At 70.9% G+C, this 17,381-nt stretch carries 16 protein-coding genes; 8 read left to right on the plus strand and 8 right to left on the minus strand.

The annotated features are described in order from the left end of the window. Positions 1-118: 118 nt before the first annotated feature. Positions 119-898, minus strand: coding sequence for an enoyl-CoA hydratase-related protein (locus tag DXK32_RS29585; protein WP_114861771.1), 780 nt, complete (start codon positions 896-898; stop codon positions 119-121). Between the two features lie 193 nt (positions 899-1,091). On the opposite strand from DXK32_RS29585, the gene DXK32_RS29590 reads away from it, so the two are divergent. From DXK32_RS29590 to DXK32_RS29600, 3 genes are all read left to right on the plus strand, one after another. Continuing rightward, positions 1,092-2,741: a peptide ABC transporter substrate-binding protein gene (locus tag DXK32_RS29590; protein WP_348981610.1), complete on the plus strand. Its 1,650-nt coding sequence runs from the start codon at positions 1,092-1,094 to the stop codon at positions 2,739-2,741. Between the two features lie 145 nt (positions 2,742-2,886). Beyond that, a complete protein-coding gene (locus tag DXK32_RS29595; protein ID WP_114861773.1) occupies positions 2,887-3,852 on the plus strand; it encodes an ABC transporter permease in 966 nt (321 codons plus the stop codon). Between the two features lie 11 nt (positions 3,853-3,863). Next, positions 3,864-4,772, plus strand: a complete 909-nt coding sequence (locus DXK32_RS29600) for an ABC transporter permease (protein WP_114861774.1) — start codon at positions 3,864-3,866, stop codon at positions 4,770-4,772. 134 nt (positions 4,773-4,906) lie between these two features. Here the strand turns inward: DXK32_RS29600 and DXK32_RS29605 are convergent, their stop codons facing one another. From DXK32_RS29605 to DXK32_RS29620, 4 genes are all read right to left on the minus strand, one after another. Further along, on the minus strand, positions 4,907-5,371 hold the full coding sequence (locus DXK32_RS29605; protein WP_114861783.1) for a protease complex subunit PrcB family protein: 465 nt from the start codon (positions 5,369-5,371) through the stop codon (positions 4,907-4,909). Between the two features lie 8 nt (positions 5,372-5,379). Next, positions 5,380-6,000: a glutathione S-transferase family protein gene (locus DXK32_RS29610; RefSeq protein WP_109070527.1), complete on the minus strand. Its 621-nt coding sequence runs from the start codon at positions 5,998-6,000 to the stop codon at positions 5,380-5,382. A 139-nt stretch (positions 6,001-6,139) separates the two neighbouring features. Then, the gene (gene hemN, locus DXK32_RS29615) at positions 6,140-7,546 is read right to left on the minus strand and encodes an oxygen-independent coproporphyrinogen III oxidase (protein WP_114861775.1); all 1,407 of its coding nucleotides are present in this window, start codon (positions 7,544-7,546) and stop codon (positions 6,140-6,142) included. Positions 7,547-7,640: 94 nt separating this feature from the next. Further along, positions 7,641-8,066: a DUF4112 domain-containing protein gene (locus DXK32_RS29620; protein ID WP_114861776.1), complete on the minus strand. Its 426-nt coding sequence runs from the start codon at positions 8,064-8,066 to the stop codon at positions 7,641-7,643. Between the two features lie 485 nt (positions 8,067-8,551). Here DXK32_RS29620 and DXK32_RS29625 point away from each other — a divergent pair, with 485 nt between their 5' ends. From DXK32_RS29625 to DXK32_RS29635, 3 genes are all read left to right on the plus strand, one after another. Next, positions 8,552-8,779, plus strand: coding sequence for a hypothetical protein (locus DXK32_RS29625; RefSeq protein WP_114861777.1), 228 nt, complete (start codon positions 8,552-8,554; stop codon positions 8,777-8,779). A gap of 149 nt (positions 8,780-8,928) precedes the next feature. Then, entirely contained in the window at positions 8,929-10,005 is a 1,077-nt protein-coding gene (locus DXK32_RS29630) for a Tim44 domain-containing protein (RefSeq protein WP_114861778.1), read from the plus strand. 138 nt (positions 10,006-10,143) lie between these two features. Then, positions 10,144-10,965, plus strand: coding sequence for an ImuA family protein (locus DXK32_RS29635; RefSeq protein ID WP_114861779.1), 822 nt, complete (start codon positions 10,144-10,146; stop codon positions 10,963-10,965). Between the two features lie 83 nt (positions 10,966-11,048). Here the strand turns inward: DXK32_RS29635 and DXK32_RS29640 are convergent, their stop codons facing one another. Further along, a complete protein-coding gene (locus tag DXK32_RS29640; protein WP_114861780.1) occupies positions 11,049-11,231 on the minus strand; it encodes a hypothetical protein in 183 nt (60 codons plus the stop codon). 247 nt (positions 11,232-11,478) lie between these two features. On the opposite strand from DXK32_RS29640, the gene DXK32_RS29645 reads away from it, so the two are divergent. Together DXK32_RS29645 and DXK32_RS29650 are read left to right on the plus strand one after the other, a co-directional pair. Then, positions 11,479-12,171, plus strand: coding sequence for a tRNA-uridine aminocarboxypropyltransferase (locus DXK32_RS29645; protein ID WP_114861784.1), 693 nt, complete (start codon positions 11,479-11,481; stop codon positions 12,169-12,171). Between the two features lie 296 nt (positions 12,172-12,467). Then, a complete protein-coding gene (locus tag DXK32_RS29650) occupies positions 12,468-13,046 on the plus strand; it encodes a tyrosine phosphatase family protein (RefSeq protein ID WP_114861781.1) in 579 nt (192 codons plus the stop codon). 21 nt (positions 13,047-13,067) lie between these two features. Here DXK32_RS29650 and DXK32_RS29655 read toward each other — a convergent pair whose 3' ends face one another. Further along, complete coding sequence (locus DXK32_RS29655; protein WP_114861782.1) at positions 13,068-16,352, minus strand: error-prone DNA polymerase; 3,285 nt, start codon at positions 16,350-16,352, stop codon at positions 13,068-13,070. A 10-nt stretch (positions 16,353-16,362) separates the two neighbouring features. Then, a partial coding sequence (locus DXK32_RS29660) for a Y-family DNA polymerase (RefSeq protein WP_162801410.1) occupies positions 16,363-17,381 on the minus strand: 1,019 nt, incomplete at its 5' end.

The raw sequence follows: 17,381 nt of genomic DNA on the forward strand, positions 1-17,381 counted from the left end.
GCATGGCGGGGGGCATGGCGGGGATGGGGCGGTGGGACGGGTGAGGCGATTTTCCCAATCTGGACTTCCCCCGTCCGGAAACCACCGCTATGGCGCGAACCCTGGCATGCGCGGGCGCTCAGCGCCCTTTGAAGGCCGGCTTGCGTTTCTCCAGGAAGGCCCGGTAGCCCTCGCGGAAATCCTCCGTGCCGAAGCAGTGGTAGCATTCGGCGATCTCCGCTTCCGACAGCGGGGCGGGGTCGGACAGGCGGCGGACGAACTGCTTGTGCAGCCGGGCGGCCAGCGGGGCGCCCCCGGCGATGCGTTCGCAGGTCGCGGCGATTTCCTCCTCGAAGGCGTCGTCGGCGACGAGGCGGTGGACCAGCCGCTTGTCCTTGGCCTCCTCCGCGCCGAAGACTCGGCCCTCCAGCAGGATTTCCAGCGCCGCCGGGCCGCCCGCGATGTCGTGGAGCAGCTTCAGCTCGGGCAGCGCCATGGAGATGCCAAGCCGGCTGACCGGCACGCCGAAGCGGCTGCCGGCGGTGCAGACCCGCAGGTCGCAGGCCAGCGCGACGGCCAGCCCGATGCCGCAGCAGGCGCCCTGAATGGCCGCCAGCGTCGGGTGCGGCAACTCGCGCAGCAGGGCCAGCCCCTCGTCCATCAGCACGCCATAGTCGGCGCCCTGTTCGGGGCTGTTGCGCTCCGTCTCGAATTCGGAGATGTCGGCGCCGGGGCTGAAGGCCCGTCCGCCGGCCCCGCGCAGCACCACCGCGCGCACCGTGTCGTCGGCGCCGAGCCGGCGCAGCAGCGGGATCAGCGCCTGCCACATCGGCTTGTCGAAGGCGTTCAGCCTGTCGGGGTTGCTGAGGGTCAGCGTGGCGACGACGCCGTCGCGGCTCAGGGTCACGGTGCCGGCCATGGCCTGTCGGGCTCCCCATCCATTCGGTTGCGTATGGGGCAGACCACAAACACCCGCAGCCCCGTTCCGTCAAGGACTTCGCAGACCTCGCTTCCACTCTGGACCGGAAGCCCGCGGGTCCCCATAGTTCGTAGCCGGGACTTCACCGGACGGAGACGACGCCGCGATGCGAACGGGATTGGCGCGAACGGGATTGGCCGCTTTCACCCTGGCCGCCGCCCTCATAGGCACTCCGGCGCTGGCGGCGAAGGACGAGCTGGTGATCGGCATGACCCAGTTCCCGTCCAACTGGCACCCCTCCATGGAAGCGATGATGGCGAAGAGCTACGTCCTCTCCATGGCGCGCCGGCCCTTCACCGCCTACGACCCCGACTGGCGGCTGACCTGCCTGCTCTGCACCGAACTCCCGGCGCTGGACAAGGGCACCGCGGAGTATGAAACGCGAGCCGACGGGAAGCAGGGCATCAAGGTCACCTACACCATCAACCCCAAGGCGACCTGGGGCGACGGCACGCCGGTGACGACCGAGGACGTGCTGTTCACCTGGACGGTCGGCAAGCACCCGCAGAGCGGCTACAGCAACTTCGACCTGTTCGCCCGCGACATCGTTGCGATCGACGCCAAGGACGAGCGCACCTTCACCATCCACCGCGACAAGGCGGTTTGCAGCTACGCCGAGATCAACGACTTCGAAATCCTGCCCGCCCATCTGGAGCGCGCGGTGTTCGAGGCCGACCCGGCGACCTACCGCAACCGCTCCAAGTACGAGACCGACACGACGAACCCCGGCCTGTGGTTCGGCCCCTACCGCATCGCCCAGGTCGAGCCGGGCAGCCATGTGGTGCTGGAGCCCAACCCGACCTGGTGGGGCGCCAAGCCGGCCTTCAAGCGGGTGATCGTGAAGTCCATCGAGAACACCGCCGCTCTGGAGGCCAACCTGCTCGCCGGGCAGGTCGACATGGTGCCGGGGGAGACCGGCCTGCCGCTCGACCAGGTGCTCGCCTTCGAGAAGCGGCACGGCAGCCGCTACAACGTCTTCTACAAGCCCGGCCTGTTCTTCGAGCATGTCGAGCTGAACCTCGACAACCCGGCGCTGGCCGATGTGCGGGTGCGCCGGGCGCTGCTCCACGCCATCGACCGCGAGGCGATTTCCAAGCAGCTTTACGACGGGCGCCAGCCGGTCGCCCACAACGAGATCAGCCCCCTCGACCGCGTGCACGCGCCGGGCTACCCGACCTACGCCTTCGACCCGGCGCTGGCGGCCAAGCTGCTGGACGAGGCGGGCTGGAACGAGCGGCGCGCCGGGGTGCGCCACAACGCCAAGGGCGAGCGGCTGTCGCTGGAGATCATGACGACCGCCGGCAACCGCTCCCGCGAGGTGCTGCAGCAGGTGCTCCAGGCCCAGTGGCGGCAGGCCGGGGTGGAGGTGCGCATCGTCAACGAGCCGGCCCGCGTCCTGTTCGGCGACACGCTGGAGAAGCGCCGCTTCAAGTCGATGGCGCTGTTCGCCTGGATCAGCGCGCCGGAGAACATCCCGCGCACCATCCTGCATTCCAGCATGATCCCGACCGAGGCCAACAACTGGGCGGGCCAGAACTACACCGGCTACAAGAACCCGGAGATGGACAAGGTCCTGGAGGACCTGGAGCATGTCTGCGAGCCCGACGCCAACCGCGCGCTGTGGGCGAAGCTGCAGACGCTCTACGCCCGGGACCTGCCGAACCTGCCGCTGTTCTTCCGCGCCGACCCCTTCATCCTGCCGCCCTGGCTGGAGGGCGTGGTGCCGACCGGGCATCTGGATTCCAGCACGCTGTGGATCGAGACGTGGAAGGCGAAGGAGTGAGGGTGTCGCGTCGGGCCCCCACCCCCCCACGCTCGCGCGTGGGTCCATCCCTCCACCGCTGCGCAGGGGAGGGAATGGCTCCTCCCCCTGCGCAGCGGGGGGAGGTTGGGAGGGGGGCTCCGCTCAGCAATGCCCCCAACACTCCATGACCCGCTTCCTCGCCTCCCGCCTGCTCCAGGCGCTGGTCGTCCTGCTGCTGATGAGCTTCGTCATCACCGTCCTGATGACGCTGATGCCGGGCGATCCGGTGGACATGATGCTGGCCGGCAACCCGCGCGCCACCCCCGCCGACGCGGCGCGGCTGAAGGCGCTTTACGGCCTCGACAAGCCCCTGCTGGACCGTTACTGGCATTGGCTCCAGGCGGCGCTGATGGGGGATTTCGGCTTCTCGCGGCTCTACGCGCAGCCGGTGCTGACGATCCTGCTGCCGCGGCTGGGCAACACGCTGCTGCTGCTCGGTGCGGCGATGGCGCTGACCCTGGCGGTGGCGCTGCCGCTCGGCGTCTACGCGGCGCGGCGACCCTACGGCTGGGCGGACAACGCCATCAACCTGTTCTGCTTCGCCGGCATCTCCGTCCCCGCCTTCTGGCTGGCGCTGCTGCTGATCCTGCTCTTCGCGGTGGAGTTGCAATGGCTGCCGGCCTCCGGCCTCGGCCCGGTGGGCGGGGAGGGCTGGTGGGAGCGGCTGCCCTACCTCGTGCTGCCGGTGGCCTCGCTGACGCTGGCGAGCATCGGCGGCTACACGCGCTACGTCCGCGCCGCGATGATGGGGGAGCTTCGCCAGGATTACGTCCGCACCGCCCGCGCCAAGGGGCTGGGGGAGGGTCGGGTGGTCTGGCGCCACGCGCTGCGCAACGCGACCATCCCCATCGTGACCATCGTGGCGCTGGAGTTCGGCGCCCTCTTCTCCGGCGCGCTGGTGACCGAGACGATGTTCGCCTGGCCGGGCATGGGCAAGCTGATCTACGACAGCATCATGGGCAACGACCTGAACGTGGCGCTGGTGGCGCTGCTGTTCGCCACGCTGACGACGCTGGCCGGCAACCTGCTGGCCGACGCCGCCTACGCCGGGCTGGACCCGCGCATCTCCTTCAAGGGGGACGGGGCGTGAGGGCCGGGCGCTTGAAGGCCGAGCGCTTGAAGGCCGGGCGTTTCCTGCGGCGCTTCGCCCGCCACCGGCTGGCGGTGGCCAGCGCCCTGCTGCTGCTGGTGCTGGCGGTCGCGGCGGCGGCGGCGCCCTGGGTGGAACACTGGCTGGGGGTGGAGGCCACGGGCATCAGCCTGCTCGACCGCTTCGGCCCGCCCTCCGCCCTGCACCCGCTGGGCACCGACGAGCTGGGGCGCGACGTGCTGGTGCGGCTGCTCTACGGCGGGCGGGTGTCGCTGTTCGTCGGCGTGGCGGCGGCGCTGGCCTCCGCCGTCATCGGCACGGGGATCGGGTTGCTGGCCGGCTATTTCGGCGGGCGGCTCGACGATCTGCTGATGCGCGTCACCGACGGGCTGATCGCGCTGCCGCTGCTGCCGCTGCTGATCGTGCTGGGCGCCATCGACCTGACGCGGCTGGGCATCCCGCCGGAGGTGGCGGGATCGGAGGACGCCAGCCTGCTGCGCATCGTCGTTCTGGTGGCTCTGTTCGGCTGGACGACGGTGGCGCGGCTGGTGCGCGGGGCCACACTGTCGGCGCGGCGGCGCGACTATGTGCGGGCGGCGGTGGCGATGGGGGCGGGCAGCCGCCGGATCATGCTGGCCCACATCCTGCCGAACGTCGCCGCCCCCGCCGTGGTGGCGACGACGCTGACGGTCGGTAACGTGATCCTGCTGGAGTCGGTGCTGAGTTTCCTCGGGCTGGGCATCCAGCCGCCGCTGCCCTCCTGGGGCAACATGCTGACCAACGCGCAGGAACTGGTGGGGACGGCGCCGCTGCTGGCGGTGTGGCCGGGGCTGTTGATCTTCCTGACGGTGATCGCCGTCAACCTGCTGGGCGACGGGCTGCAGGACGCGCTGGACCCGCGGGTGGTGGGGAAGAAGTAGGGAAGCGAGGTCTTGCCCCCTCCCTAACCCTCCCCCGCTTCGCAGGGGAGGGGAAAAAGCTCCCTCTCCTGCGACAGCGGGGGAGGGAAGGGGCCCGCGGCGAAGCCGCGGGAAGGGTGGGGGCAAGCGCCCCCTCACTTCTCCCTTTGAAACTTCGCCGCCCCCGCCGCCATCGGGATCAGCCGCACCGCGTAAGGCGACGTCTGCATCTGCGCCACCGCCTGGGCCGGACCCGGAACCCGCTCGCGGTAGCCGACGACCACATCGCCGCCCGCCGCCCGCGCGCTGACGATGGACACGCCGTAGCCGCCGGTGTCGCGCGGGCCGAGGAAGACCGCCGCGGCCATGCGGTCGCCGGGCAGGGGACCCGGCGCGGCCTCGCCGACGCGGGCCCAGAGATCGTTCCATTCCTGCGGGTTGCGCGCGACGACATAGGCGCGCTCGTAGGCCTGGCTGCGGTCGCCCTGCCAATAGGTGCCGGGATCGGCGTCGGCGGGAAGCAGGGCCTGCGCCTCCCCCCCGTCCGGGGCGGTCTGGCAGGCGCCGAGAAGGGGAAGCGTGACGGCGAGGGCGAGAAGCGCGACGGCTGGACGGATCATGCGGCGGCTCACTCCGGCACCGCCATGCCGCGCTTGACCGCCGGGCGTTCCGCGACGGCGGCGTGCCAGCGCTTCAGGTTGGGATAGCGGTCCAGCACGTTGCCCTCCGCCTTGGCGGCCACGGCGACGAAGGGGAAGCAGGCGATGTCGGCGATGGAGTAGGCGCCGCCGGCCAGATACTCCGACCCGCCCAGACGCTCCTCCATCGCGGCGTGGATGCGCTGCAGCTCGCCTTTGAAATAGTCGATGGCGTAGGGGATCTTCTCCGGCGCCATGACCGCGAAGCGGAACTTGCTCAAGCCCGATGGGCCGAGGTCGCTGACGCCCAGCATCAGCCAGCTCATCGCCTCCGCCCGCTCGTCCTCGTCCTCGGGCAGCAGGCGGCCGGTGCGCTCCGCGTAGTGCAGCAGGATGGCCCCCGAGCCGAACAGGCGGCGCTTACGGCCGCCGGGCAGGTCCTCGACGACGGCCGGGATCTTGCCGATCGGGCTGACCGCCAGATAGTCGGGCTGACGGCCTTCGCCGGCCACGAGGTCGACCTTGTGGACCTTGTAGGTGAGACCCAGCTCTTCAAGCAGGATCGAAGCCTTTTGCCCGTTCGGCGAGGCGAAGGTGTAGAGCGTGATCATCGGTGCCCGTCCCTGGAGCCTGTTCCTTTGCCATGTCCGCAAAGGCGTTCAACAGGCGCCAGTCTCGCCGATTTGCGCGCGGAAGGCCAGAGGCAGGCAAAAAGCGCCCTTTTTCCTGCCGATCACGCGGTTTCCACGCTCACACCGCGCGGCTGTGCTTTCCGGCGCCGGTGGACAGGTAGGTGTCGAAGCGCGCGGCGACGATGCGCATCAGCGGGCGGGCGGGTTCCGGCACATGGACGCGGCGGCCCTCCACCACGGCGACCCCGTCGGCCACCAGATCGGCCATGGCCTCCAGGTCGGCGTCGAAGGTCCCGGCGGCCAGCCCATGGGCTTCGGCCACCGCGCCGACATCCACCGACAGGTCGCACATCAGCCGCACGATCAGGTCGCGGCGCAGCCGGTCGTCGGCGGTCAGCGTCAGCCCCTTGCCGGTCGGGAAGGTCCCGGCCTCGACGGCCTGGGCGTATTGATCGAAGGGAACGGCGTTCTGCACATAGCCCTGTGGCAGCGCCCCGATGGAGGAGGCGCCGAAGCCCAGGAGCACCTCGGCGTCGTCGGTCGTGTAGCCCTGGAAGTTGCGGCTGAGCCGCCCCTCGCTCTGCTGCACGGCCAGCTCGTCGTCGGGCCGGGCGAAATGGTCGAGGCCGATGGGCTGGAAGCCGGAGTCGGTCAGCACCCCGGCGATGGCCGCGAACTGCTCCCACCGGCCGAGCGTGCCGGCGAGCGCCGACTCGTCGATCTTCTTCTGGTGCGTCTTCATCCACGGCACATGGGCGTAGCCGAAGACCGACAGCCGGTCCGGCGCCATGGTCAGGGCGATCTCCGCGGAGCGGGCGACGCTCTCCACCGACTGGCCGGGCAGGCCGTACATCAGGTCGAGGTTGATGTGGCGGATGCCGTTGGCGCGCAGCCACTCCAGCGCCTGCTCGGTCTGCTCCCGCGGCTGGATGCGGTTGATGGCCGCCTGCACCGCGGCGTCGAAGTCCTGCACGCCGAGCGAGGCGCGGTTGACCCCGGCGCGGCCCAGCGCCTCGGCCATGTCGCGGGTCAGGGTGCGCGGGTCGATCTCCACCGCGATCTCCGCGTCCGGCGTCACGTCGTAGCGCTCGCGCAGCAGGGCGATCAGCGATTCGAAGTCGTCCGGCGCCATCATGGTCGGGGTGCCGCCGCCGAAATGGATGTGACGCACCCGCAGCCGTCCGGTAATGCGGTCGGCGACCATGCCGATCTCACGCCGCAGATGGCCGAGATACTCGGCGATGGGGGCGTAGCGGGCGACGATCTTGGTGTGGCAACCGCAGTACCAGCACATCTTCGCGCAGAAGGGCACGTGCAGGTACAGCGACCCCGTGTGCGCCGCCGTGTCCAGCTCCGCCAGCCAGTCCGCGTAGCGCTCCGCCCCCACGGCGGCGGTGAAGTGCGGCGCCGTCGGGTAGCTGGTGTAGCGGGGCACCCGCAGCCCGTCGTACTTGGCGAGCAGGGCGGCGTTCAGCGGGGCGGTCGGGGCGGCGGTGGCGCAGGCCACGGGGGAAATCGCGTTCATGGCGGGGAGGATCGTGCAGACCGCCGTCCGCCGCTTTGACACAAGTCAAGCGTTGGCGCGCCCGCCCGTCACACCGGTCCTTCAGGCTCGCCCGTCAGGGGGCTGCGGCCAGCCGGTTCTCCAGATGCTCCAGCAGCAGGTTCAGGTTGCGGCGGTTGGCCTTGAACCCGATGTCGAAGAGGGCGCCGACCACCGGGACCGAGCCGCCGGCCCAATCCACGGCCATGTTGGCGACCATCCGGGCGATCAGGCTTTTCGGAAGGTCGAAGCGGGCGGCTTCCATGATGATGTAGGCGGCCACCACGCTGGTCGCCGTGCTGCCGGCGACCGGGACCAGGGCGGCGATGCCGTCCAGCCCGAAGGGGATGCGCGTGCCGGGAACGCGCCAGCGCGTGTCCATCAGCCGGGTCAGCCGGCGCAGCCGCTCCAGCCGTTCCAGGTCGATGGGGATGACCGGCGGCGCCGTGGCGACGCCCGAGAGGGTGGAGGCGGGCGCGGGACGCGTGCGGATGTCGCTCATGGGGCTTCACCGGAGCAGGAGAGCCGCCGTGGGGTGCCGCCGGCGGGTGGAGCCGTGGGCGGAGCCGGTCGGGCGTGTCGGGTTGAGCAACCCGCGGCTGTGCCCGGCGGTTCCCGGCCTATCTCCATCGGGTGCCCGGCACCACGGACGCGCTCACGGCCCGGGCGGGGCCGTCGTCATACGGATGATCGGGCCGACGCAGGGTCATCGTCCGAACGGAGAGGGGGGTGGCGGACCGGATGCGGCGAATGGACGCGCGAGTCCCGCACGGCTGGAGCCAGTGGTTTGATATTTCGGGACATTCTGCGGCGTTTCCGGACTTTTCGGCGGCCATATGTCGAAGGCCTCTCTGGTCTGGAACACCCTTAAGCACAACAATGGTGCGCGCAGGTCGAGACTTAAGACCGAAAAGAACCGAACGGGCACCCGCTCCACAGGGTGATGGGCGGGGCACCAGTCATCGGAAGAAAGCAGGGAGGATCGTCATGACCACACTCTATTGCGCCTGCTGCGGACAGCCGTTCCGCCGCAGTTCGCCGCGCGGCCCGGCGCCGCTCTACTGCTCGCGCGATTGCCGCCGCCAGATCGAGGTCCGCCGCCGCGTCTGGGCGTCGCTGCAAGCGGTGGAACGGCCGGCTGCCGCGCCGCTGGCGCCGCTGGGCGCGGGCGCTTTCCACAGGGTGGAAACGGTGTGGGAGCGCGCCTCCGCCTGAGCGGTGGCGATGGGAGCGCCGCAGGCAGCCTGCGCATTTTTTGGCCGGTTTGGTTGTGGCCCCTCTAAAACAGCAGGGCTGCCATACCATATAGGAGGACGCTACATGAGTGAGCGTCCCCTGAACCGAGGGCTTTACCGAACACGGCCATGACCCAGAACACGCGATCCCCCCGCACCGTTTCCCGCACTCCGGCCCGCGCCTTCGGCGCCGTCGCTCTGGCGCTGGCCGTGGCGCTGACCGCCGGCACCGCCGACGCCCGAGCCGGCAAGAGCAGTTCCGCGGGCAGCCGCGGCTCGCGCACTTACGAGGCGCCGGCCCAGACCAACACCGCGCCGCGCGCCGCCCCGATGGAGCGCTCGGCCGCCCCCGCCCAGACTCCGGGCGCCCAGCAGCCGGGCATGCAGCAGCCGGGCATGGCGTCCCCGGCGGCGGCGCAGCGCGGCGGCTTCTTCTCGCGCGGCGGCTTCATGCCGGCCCTGATGGGCGGCCTGATCGGCGCCGGCATCGCCGGCATGCTGTTCGGCGGCGGCTTCCTCGACGGGCTGGGCAGCTTCGCGGGCATCCTGGGCTTCATCCTCCAGATCCTGCTGGTCGTCTTCCTGGTCCGGCTGGCCATGCGCTTCTTCCGCAACCGTTCGGCGGGCGCGGCGCAGCCGGCGGGCATGGGCGCGCCCAAAACCGCCTATGCCGGTCCGAATCCGGCTGCCATGAACCGCGAGGCGGTGGACGCGCGCTCGAACCCGCTGGGTGGTGGCGCCCGCGGTGGTGGGGCGGCGGGCCCGGCTTCTTCCGGCCGTCCGGGCGTGCGCCGTGACGACCTGGGCATCGGCCCGGCCGACTATCAGGCGTTCGAGCAGACGCTGGTCGCGGTCCAGACCGCCTATGGCAACGAGGACCTGACGGCCCTGCGCGCCGCCGTGACGCCGGAGATGGCCTCCTACTTCACCGAGGAACTGGCGGCCAACCACAACCGCGGCGTGGTCAACCGCCTGTCCGACGTCCGCCTGCTCCAGGGCGACCTGGCCGAGGCGTGGCGCGAGGGCAACGCGGAATACGCCACCGTGGCGATGCGCTTCTCGCTGACCGACGTGACGGTGGACCGCGCCAGCAACCGCGTGGTCGAGGGCGACCCGAACCGTCCGGTCGAAGCCACGGAAATCTGGACCTTCACCCGCCCGCGCGGCGGACGCTGGGTCCTGTCGGCGATCCAACAGGCCGGCTGACCACTCTCCACTCCTCAACCGGTCTCGCGGGGGGGGGCGTCCGAAAGGGCGCCCCCTTTCGCATTTCCGGACTCCCCTGGGCAGATGGGGCATGATAGAACATATCAGGAACAAATACCTGCTCAGCGGAAGCAAGTCATGCCCGAACTTCCTGTGCCTGAGTCCCGCATCGAAGCGCCCCCGCCGGACCGGGCGGCCGTGCTGGCCGACCTGCGCGCCCGCATCCGGGGCCTGGAAGGGTTGGGCGGGGAGGGCGCGCGGGTGCTGCCCTTCGGCCTGCCGGACCTTGACGGGGCCTTTCCGGCGGGGGGGCTGCCGCTCGGCTGCCTGCACGAGGTGGCGGGAGAGGAACCGGGGGCGGGGACGGCCTTCGCCGCGCATCTGCTGGCCCGCCTCGCCAGCGCGGCGGCGCCCGCGCTGTGGGTGGTGCGCGGGCGCGACCTGCACGCCGCCGGGCTGGTCGCCTATGGGCTGACGCCGGAGCGGTTGATCGCCGTGCGCGCAACCCGCGACGCCGACGCCTTGTGGGCGATGGAGGAGGCCTTGCGCTGCAAGCGGCTGTCCGCCGTGCTGGGGGAGGTCGGCGGGCTGGACCTGACGGCGAGCCGCCGGTTGCAGCTGGCCGCCGAATCGTCGGGCGTAACGGGAATCCTGTTGCAGGATGCGTCGCGGAATGCGAACCGCCGCTCGGCGGCGAGCGCGGCGGTCACCCGCTGGCGGATCGCGCCGGCGCCCAGTTGGACGATCGAGCCGGGCGTCGGCGAGCCGCGCTGGCGCGCCGAGCTGGAGCGCTGCCGGGGCGGGCGTCCGGGGCGGTGGCTTCTGGAATGGCGTGACGGCGTCCTGGTCCCGGCACAGGGGCCGGAGCGGGCCGTTTCCACGCCGGCATCCGTGCCCACCCCGGTCCGGCGTCCGGCTCCGGCGGGCGGACACGGACCCTCCTGGGCCGAGGTGGCGTGATGCGGACAGTAAGGGCGGTTCTGTCGCTTACGCGACAGCCAATCAAGATGTCGCTTACGCGACAGCCGCCCGTCGTCTTCCGGTCAGTAGTTGGTGGCCCAGTCGGGCAGGGGATGCCCGGTCTCGGTATCCGTATCGGCATCCGGATCGGCGTTGGGCGGAAAGGGCGCGTCGTCCGCGTGGAGCGGCAGTTGCCGGGCGAATTCCGCCGATTCCTGGGCCCGGCGTTGCTCCAGCAAGCGGGCGGCCAAATGAGCGGGCAGCATGGCAAGCCTCCTTCTGAGCGTCGGGAGAGCCTGGGGAGCGGTCCTGTCGGCCGCCCTCGGCCCAACCCGTCCTGTGTGTCTGGACGCTATCATGCAAGGTCCAGGCCTCTAAGTGATGCAGATCACGCGTTATGCAAACTTTAATGCGCCCGGTTTCTTTTTCAGGCCCCGTTTCTTTTTTCGGATGGGAAGCCCATAGTCCCCGCCTCCCGCTTTTCCGCGAATGTTCCTTCTGCCGAGACCGACCATGCACGCCGAATCCTGCCCCGCCTGCCTAAAACCTATGCATTTGTGCGTTTGCGAGGCGGTGGAGCCGATCGACAACGCCGTCTTCCTGCTCATCCTCCAGCACCCGCAGGAGAAGCGCGAGACGCTGGGCACCGCGCAGATCGCCCATCTCCAGTTCAAGAACTCCGCGCTGAAGGTCGGGCTGAGCTGGTCGAACCTGAAGCGCATCCTCGGGCGCGAGGTCGATTACAAGCGCTGGGGCGTGCTCTATCTCGGCCCGGTCAAGCAGGGTGCCGGCCCCTTGCCGGAGGTGTCCGTGGTGGACAAGGGCGGCGTCCCGCAGAAGGACAGCGAGCTGGTGCTGGGCGACCTGGAGGGCGTCATCGTCCTGGACGGCACCTGGAGCCAGGCCAAGACGCTGTGGTGGCGCAACCCGTGGCTCCTGAAATGCCGCCGCATCGTGCTGAACCCGCAGTTCCGCTCCCTCTACGGGCAGGCCCGCAAGGAGCCGCGGCGCGACAGCGTGTCGACCCTGGAGGCCGCCGCCTTCCTGCTGTCGCGGCTGGAGGCCGAGCCGGCACTGCTCGACCGCGCGCTGAAGCCCTTCGCGCTGCTGCTGAAGAAATTGCGCGCCCCGCGCCCGCGCCCTGTGGCGCCGCCCCGCCCGGAGGCGGCCGCGGAGATCTCCCCGGAGCGGGACGAAGCGGAATAATCCGCGTTTCTTCCGGCATCGCCCTTTCCGGGTAAGCCCCCCTCGACCAGGGTGGCCGAGGCAACCAATGCGCTGTTGCGCTGTTGGGGATTGCATCGGCCGCTCGGGCCTCAACCAAGGGAGCGATCCATGAAGGGCGTTTTGCTGTGGCTTGTCGGTATTCCGATTCCGATCATTCTTCTGCTGTACCTGTTCAACGTCCTCTGATTGGGCCTCTGATCGGCTTGACGGCACGGACCGGCGGCGCCACATGCGAACCGCGCCGCCCTCCGCGCGCACGGCAAGAGACGAGGACCATGGCCCGCGATTTCGTTCCCTTCGGACTGACCGTCTGCGGCATCGAGGAGCTGAACGGCTTCTGCGAAGCTGGCGTGACCCATGTCCTGTCGATCCTCGACCCCGGCCATCCGGAGCCGACCGCCTTCGGCTCCTACGGCGAGCACAAGCGGCTGGAGCTGCGCTTCCACGATATCATCGACCCTTACATGGGCCAGTCCCTGCCGCAGCGCGCCGACGTCGAGCGCATCCTGGCCTTTGGGCGCGACCTGATGACCGAGCCGACCGGGGTCGGCGGGCTGCTGGTCCATTGCCATGCCGGCATTTCCCGCTCGACCGCCGCCCTGACCATGATCCTGGCCCAGGCCAGCCCCGACCGCCCCGCCGCCGAGGCGATGGCCGCCGTGGTCGGCATCCGCCACAAGGCGTGGCCCAACCTGCGCATGATCGAATTCGCCGACGAGATTCTGGAGCGCCGGGGCGAACTGGTCGCCGCCGTCCGCGCCCGCCATGCCAGCTATGGCCGGGAGCGGCCCGATCTGGTCCAGTACATGATCGACAACGGCCGGGTGCGCGAGGTCGCGGACCTCATCGACTGACCGGTCGAACCGCCCCGTTCCTCAGTGGAAGTTCCGCCCCTCCGGGAAGACCGCGGCGGCGGAGCGGTTGGGCAGCGCGTCGGGGTCGGTCAGGTCGCGCAGCCGGTGCGTCAGGTCGGCCAGCCGCTCGACGCGCAGGTGGATGACCTCGCCGCCTTCCTCGTTGGGCTTGCCGTTGCGCTCCACCCGGCCGGTGGCGGCGACCAGGCGGGCGCCGATGATCGTCTTGCGGAATGTCTCGAACACGTCCGGCATGATGACGAGGTTGGCGCTGCCGGTCTCGTCCTCCAGCGTGATGAAGACCACGCCTTCGGCGCTGCCGGGCCGCTGCCGCACCAGCGCCAGCCCCGCCACGGTCAGCCGCGTACCGGCCCGCACCGTGCCCAGCCGTTCGGTCGGGGCCACTCCGGCGAAGCCGTCACGCAGCAGCGCCATGGGGTGCGCCTTCAGCGACAGGCACAGGCTGCTGTAGTCCATCACCACATGCTCGCCCAGCGCCATGGCGGGCAGGAGCGCCTGGGGTTCCTCCTGGGCGGAGTCGGCGAGGCCGGCGAACAGCGGCAGCGGCTGCGCCCCCAGCGCCTTCACCGCCCACAGCGCGGCCCGCCGGTCCAGCCCGACCGAGCGGAAGGCGTCGGCCCTGGCCAGCCGCTCCAGCCCGGCGACCGGCATGCGCGCGCGGCGCCACAGGTCGTAGGGATCGCGGTAGCCCGCCCCGCGGCACAGCACGAGTTGATGCGCGTCCTTCTCGTCCATCCCCCGGACCAGCCGCAGGCCGAGCCGCAGGGCGTAGCGGATGTTTCCCATGCTCCCTCTCCCCTCTGGGGAGAGGGTTGGGGTGAGGGGGATTCGCTGCTCTGGAACGTTCGGCACATGCGCATCCCCCTCACCCTCCCCTCTCCCCAGAGGGGAGAGGGTATGCGTTTCCGTTTTGGAAAGCGGTTCCAGCGTGCAGTCCCAGTCGGAGGCGTTCACGTCCGGGGGCAGCACGGTCACCCCATGCTCGCGGGCGTCGCGGACGATCTGGGCGGGGGCGTAGAAGCCCATGGGCTGGCTGTTCAGCAGGGCCGCGGCGAAGACGTCCGGGTGATGGCACTTCATCCAGGCCGACACATAGGCCAGCAGGGCGAAGCTCGCCGCGTGGCTCTCGGGGAAGCCGTACTCGCCGAACCCCTCGATCTGCTGGAAGCAGCGCTCGGCGAAGGCGCGGTCGTAGGCTTTCCCGACCATGCCCTCGATGAACCGGTCGCGGAAAAGCTGGACCTCTCCGGTCTTGCGGAAGGTCGCCATGGCGCGGCGCAGCCGGTCGGCGTCCTCCGCGCTGAAGCCGGCGCCGACGATGGCGATCTGCATCGCCTGTTCCTGGAACAGCGGCACGCCCAGCGTCCTGTCCAGCACCGCCTCAAGGTCGGGGGATGGGTAGGTGACCGATTCCTCCTTGTTGCGGCGGCGCAGGTAGGGATGGACCATGTCGCCCTGGATCGGACCGGGCCGCACGATGGCGACCTGGATCACCAGATCGTAGAACTTTTTGGGCCGCAGGCGGGGCAGCATGGACATCTGCGCCCGGCTTTCCACTTGGAAGACGCCCAGGCTGTCGGCCCGGCACAGCATGTCGTAGGTCGCCGGGTCCCCCTGCGGCACCGTCGCCAGCGTCAGGCCCCTGTCATAATGCTGCTTCAATAGATTGAAGCCGCGGTGCAGGCAGGTCAGCATGCCCAGCGCCAGCACGTCCACCTTCAGGATGCCCAGCGCGTCGATGTCGTCCTTGTCCCACTCGATGGTCGTGCGGTCCTTCATGGCGGCGTTGGCGATGGGGCAGAGGTCGCTCAGGGGGCCGCGGGTGATGACGAAGCCGCCGACATGCTGCGACAGGTGGCGGGGGAAGCCGATCAGCTCCTGCGCCAGCTCCAGCGTCCGGCGCAGCCGCGGGTCGTCGGGGTCGAAGCCGTATTGCCGGGCGCGCTCCTCGTCCACGCCGTGGCGGCTCCAGCCCCAGACGGAGGAGGACAGCCGCGCCACCAGATCGGCGGACAGGCCCATGGCCTTGCCGACCTCGCGGATGGCGCCGCGGGCGCGGTAGCGGATGACGGTGGCGGTCAGCCCGGCCCGCTCGCGCCCGTATTTCGCATAGATGTACTGGATGACCTCCTCGCGCCGCTCATGCTCGAAATCCACGTCGATGTCCGGCGGCTCGTTGCGGGCCGAGGAGATGAAGCGCTCGAACAGCAACTTGGTGGTGGCGGGATCGACCGAGGTGATGCCCAGGCAATAGCAGACCGCCGAATTGGCCGCCGAGCCGCGCCCCTGGCACAGGATGTCCCGCGAGCGGGCGTGGCGCACGATGTCGTGCACCGTCAGGAAATAGGGCGCGTAATCGAGCTGCCCGATCAACGCCAATTCGCGGTGCAGGGTCTGGGCCACCGTCTCCGGCACGCCGTCCGGGTAGCGCCGGACCGCCCCGGCCCAGGTCAGGTCGGTCAGCGTTTCCTGCGGGCTGCGTCCGCCCTCCGCCACCTCGTCCGGGTATTCGTAGCGCAGCTCCTCCAGCGAGAAGCGGCAGGCGGCGGCGATCTCCACCGTGCGGGCGACGGCGTCGGGGTGGCGGTGGAACAGGCGGGCCATCTCCACCCCGGCCTTCAGGTGCCGCTCGGCGTTGGCGGACAGGCGCCAGCCCGCCTCGTCGATGGTGGTGCCGCCGCGGATGCAGGTCATCACGTCGGCCAGCGGGCGGCGGTCGGGCGAGTGGTAGAGCACGTCGTTGGTCGCCACCAGCGGCACCCGCTCCGCCTCCGCCAGCCCGCCCAGCCAGGCCAGCCGCCGCTGGTCGTCGCCGCGGTAGCGGTGGCTGGCGGCGAGGTGCAGGCGGTCCCCCAGGTCGTTGCGCCAGCCGCGCAGCGCGTGGACGAAGGCGGGGTCGCGCCGGTCCGGTGGCACCAGCAGGAACAGCATCCCCTCCGCATGCTCCAGCACGTCGGCGCGGCCAATGAAGCAGGCTCCTTTGGGCGCGCGCCGCTTGCCCAGCGTCAGCAGCCGCGACAGCCGCGCGTAGGCCGCCCGGTCGGTGGGGTAGGCGAGCAGGCTGTCCGCGTCGGTCAGGTCCAGCCGGCAACCGACGATCAGGCGCAGCCCGTGCTTGCGGGCGGCGGCGTGCGCCTGCACCACGCCGGCCAGCGAGTTGCGGTCAGTCACCGCCACGGCGGCGTGGCCGAGACCGGCGGCGGTCAGCGCCAGCTCGTCCGGGTGGGACGCGCCCTCCAGGAAGGTGAAACTGGTCGAGACCTGAAGTTCGGCGTAGGGGGTCATGGCGGCGCCGTCACCCGAAGAAGCCGTGCAGGAACCACAGCGCCGCCACGCCGGGCCGGTACAGCCCCTGCCGGTAGACCCAGAAGCGGCGGCCGGCCTCGTCCTCGACGCGGTAATAGTCGCGGGGCTCGCCGTCGCGCCGCCACCATTCGGCCGCGATCCGCTCCGGCCCGTCGGCGCGGCGGATGCGGTGTTGGGCGCCGCGCCAGCGGAACATCACCGGCGGGTCGTCGGGAAGCAGGGCCATGGCCTCGATGGGCTCCGGCGGGGCGAGCAGCCGCACCGGGCGCGGGCGGTCGGCGGGCCACAGCGCACCGCCGGGGGCATCCGTGAAGGCCGGGGCAAAAGCGGAGGCGGGGGCCACGCTGCGCTCCGGCAGCCAGCTTTGCCGCGGGACCAGCCGCAGCACCGCCCGTTCCCCCAGCCGGTTGCCCAGCCGGTCCATCAGCTCGCCCAGTTCCGGCTGCCCGTCCGCATCACCATCCAGCGCGGCCTGCGCGGCGGCGAGCGGGCCGGCCTCGGTGGCCGACAGCACCATCAGCTCCAGGCCGGGGCCGGGCTCCACCCGGTCGAGCTTCTGGGCGAACAGCCGCATCAGCGCGTCCGGGCGGCGCACCGGGTGGCCGGTGCCGATGGCCAGCGTCTGGGGCGCGTCCTCCAGCCGGCGGTCCACCCGGTGCAGTTCCAGCCGGAGGCGGCGGGCGCCCTCGCCGGTGTTCTCCAGCCCGGCGCAGAGGGCGGTCAGCAGGCGGCGCAGCGCCTCGGCGATGGCCTCGGCGGTGGTGATCGGTTCGGGCAGGGCGAGGCGGACGCTGTGCGGCGGCACCGGCAGGCGGGGGGACAGCGGCTCGTCCAGCCTCCCATGGGCCTGGTCGAGCCGCCGCAGCAGCTCCGGCCCGAAGCGGGCGGCCAGCGTGGCGCGGGGGAGGGCGCGCAGGTCCCCGATCCGCCGCAGCCCCACCGCGGCCAGCCCCTCCACCGTGGCGGTGGGCAGACGCAGCGCGGCGACGGGGAGGGGGGAGAAGAGGG

Source organism: Azospirillum brasilense, assembly GCF_003349955.1.
In the GTDB taxonomy this organism is placed as follows: domain Bacteria; phylum Pseudomonadota; class Alphaproteobacteria; order Azospirillales; family Azospirillaceae; genus Azospirillum; species Azospirillum brasilense_B.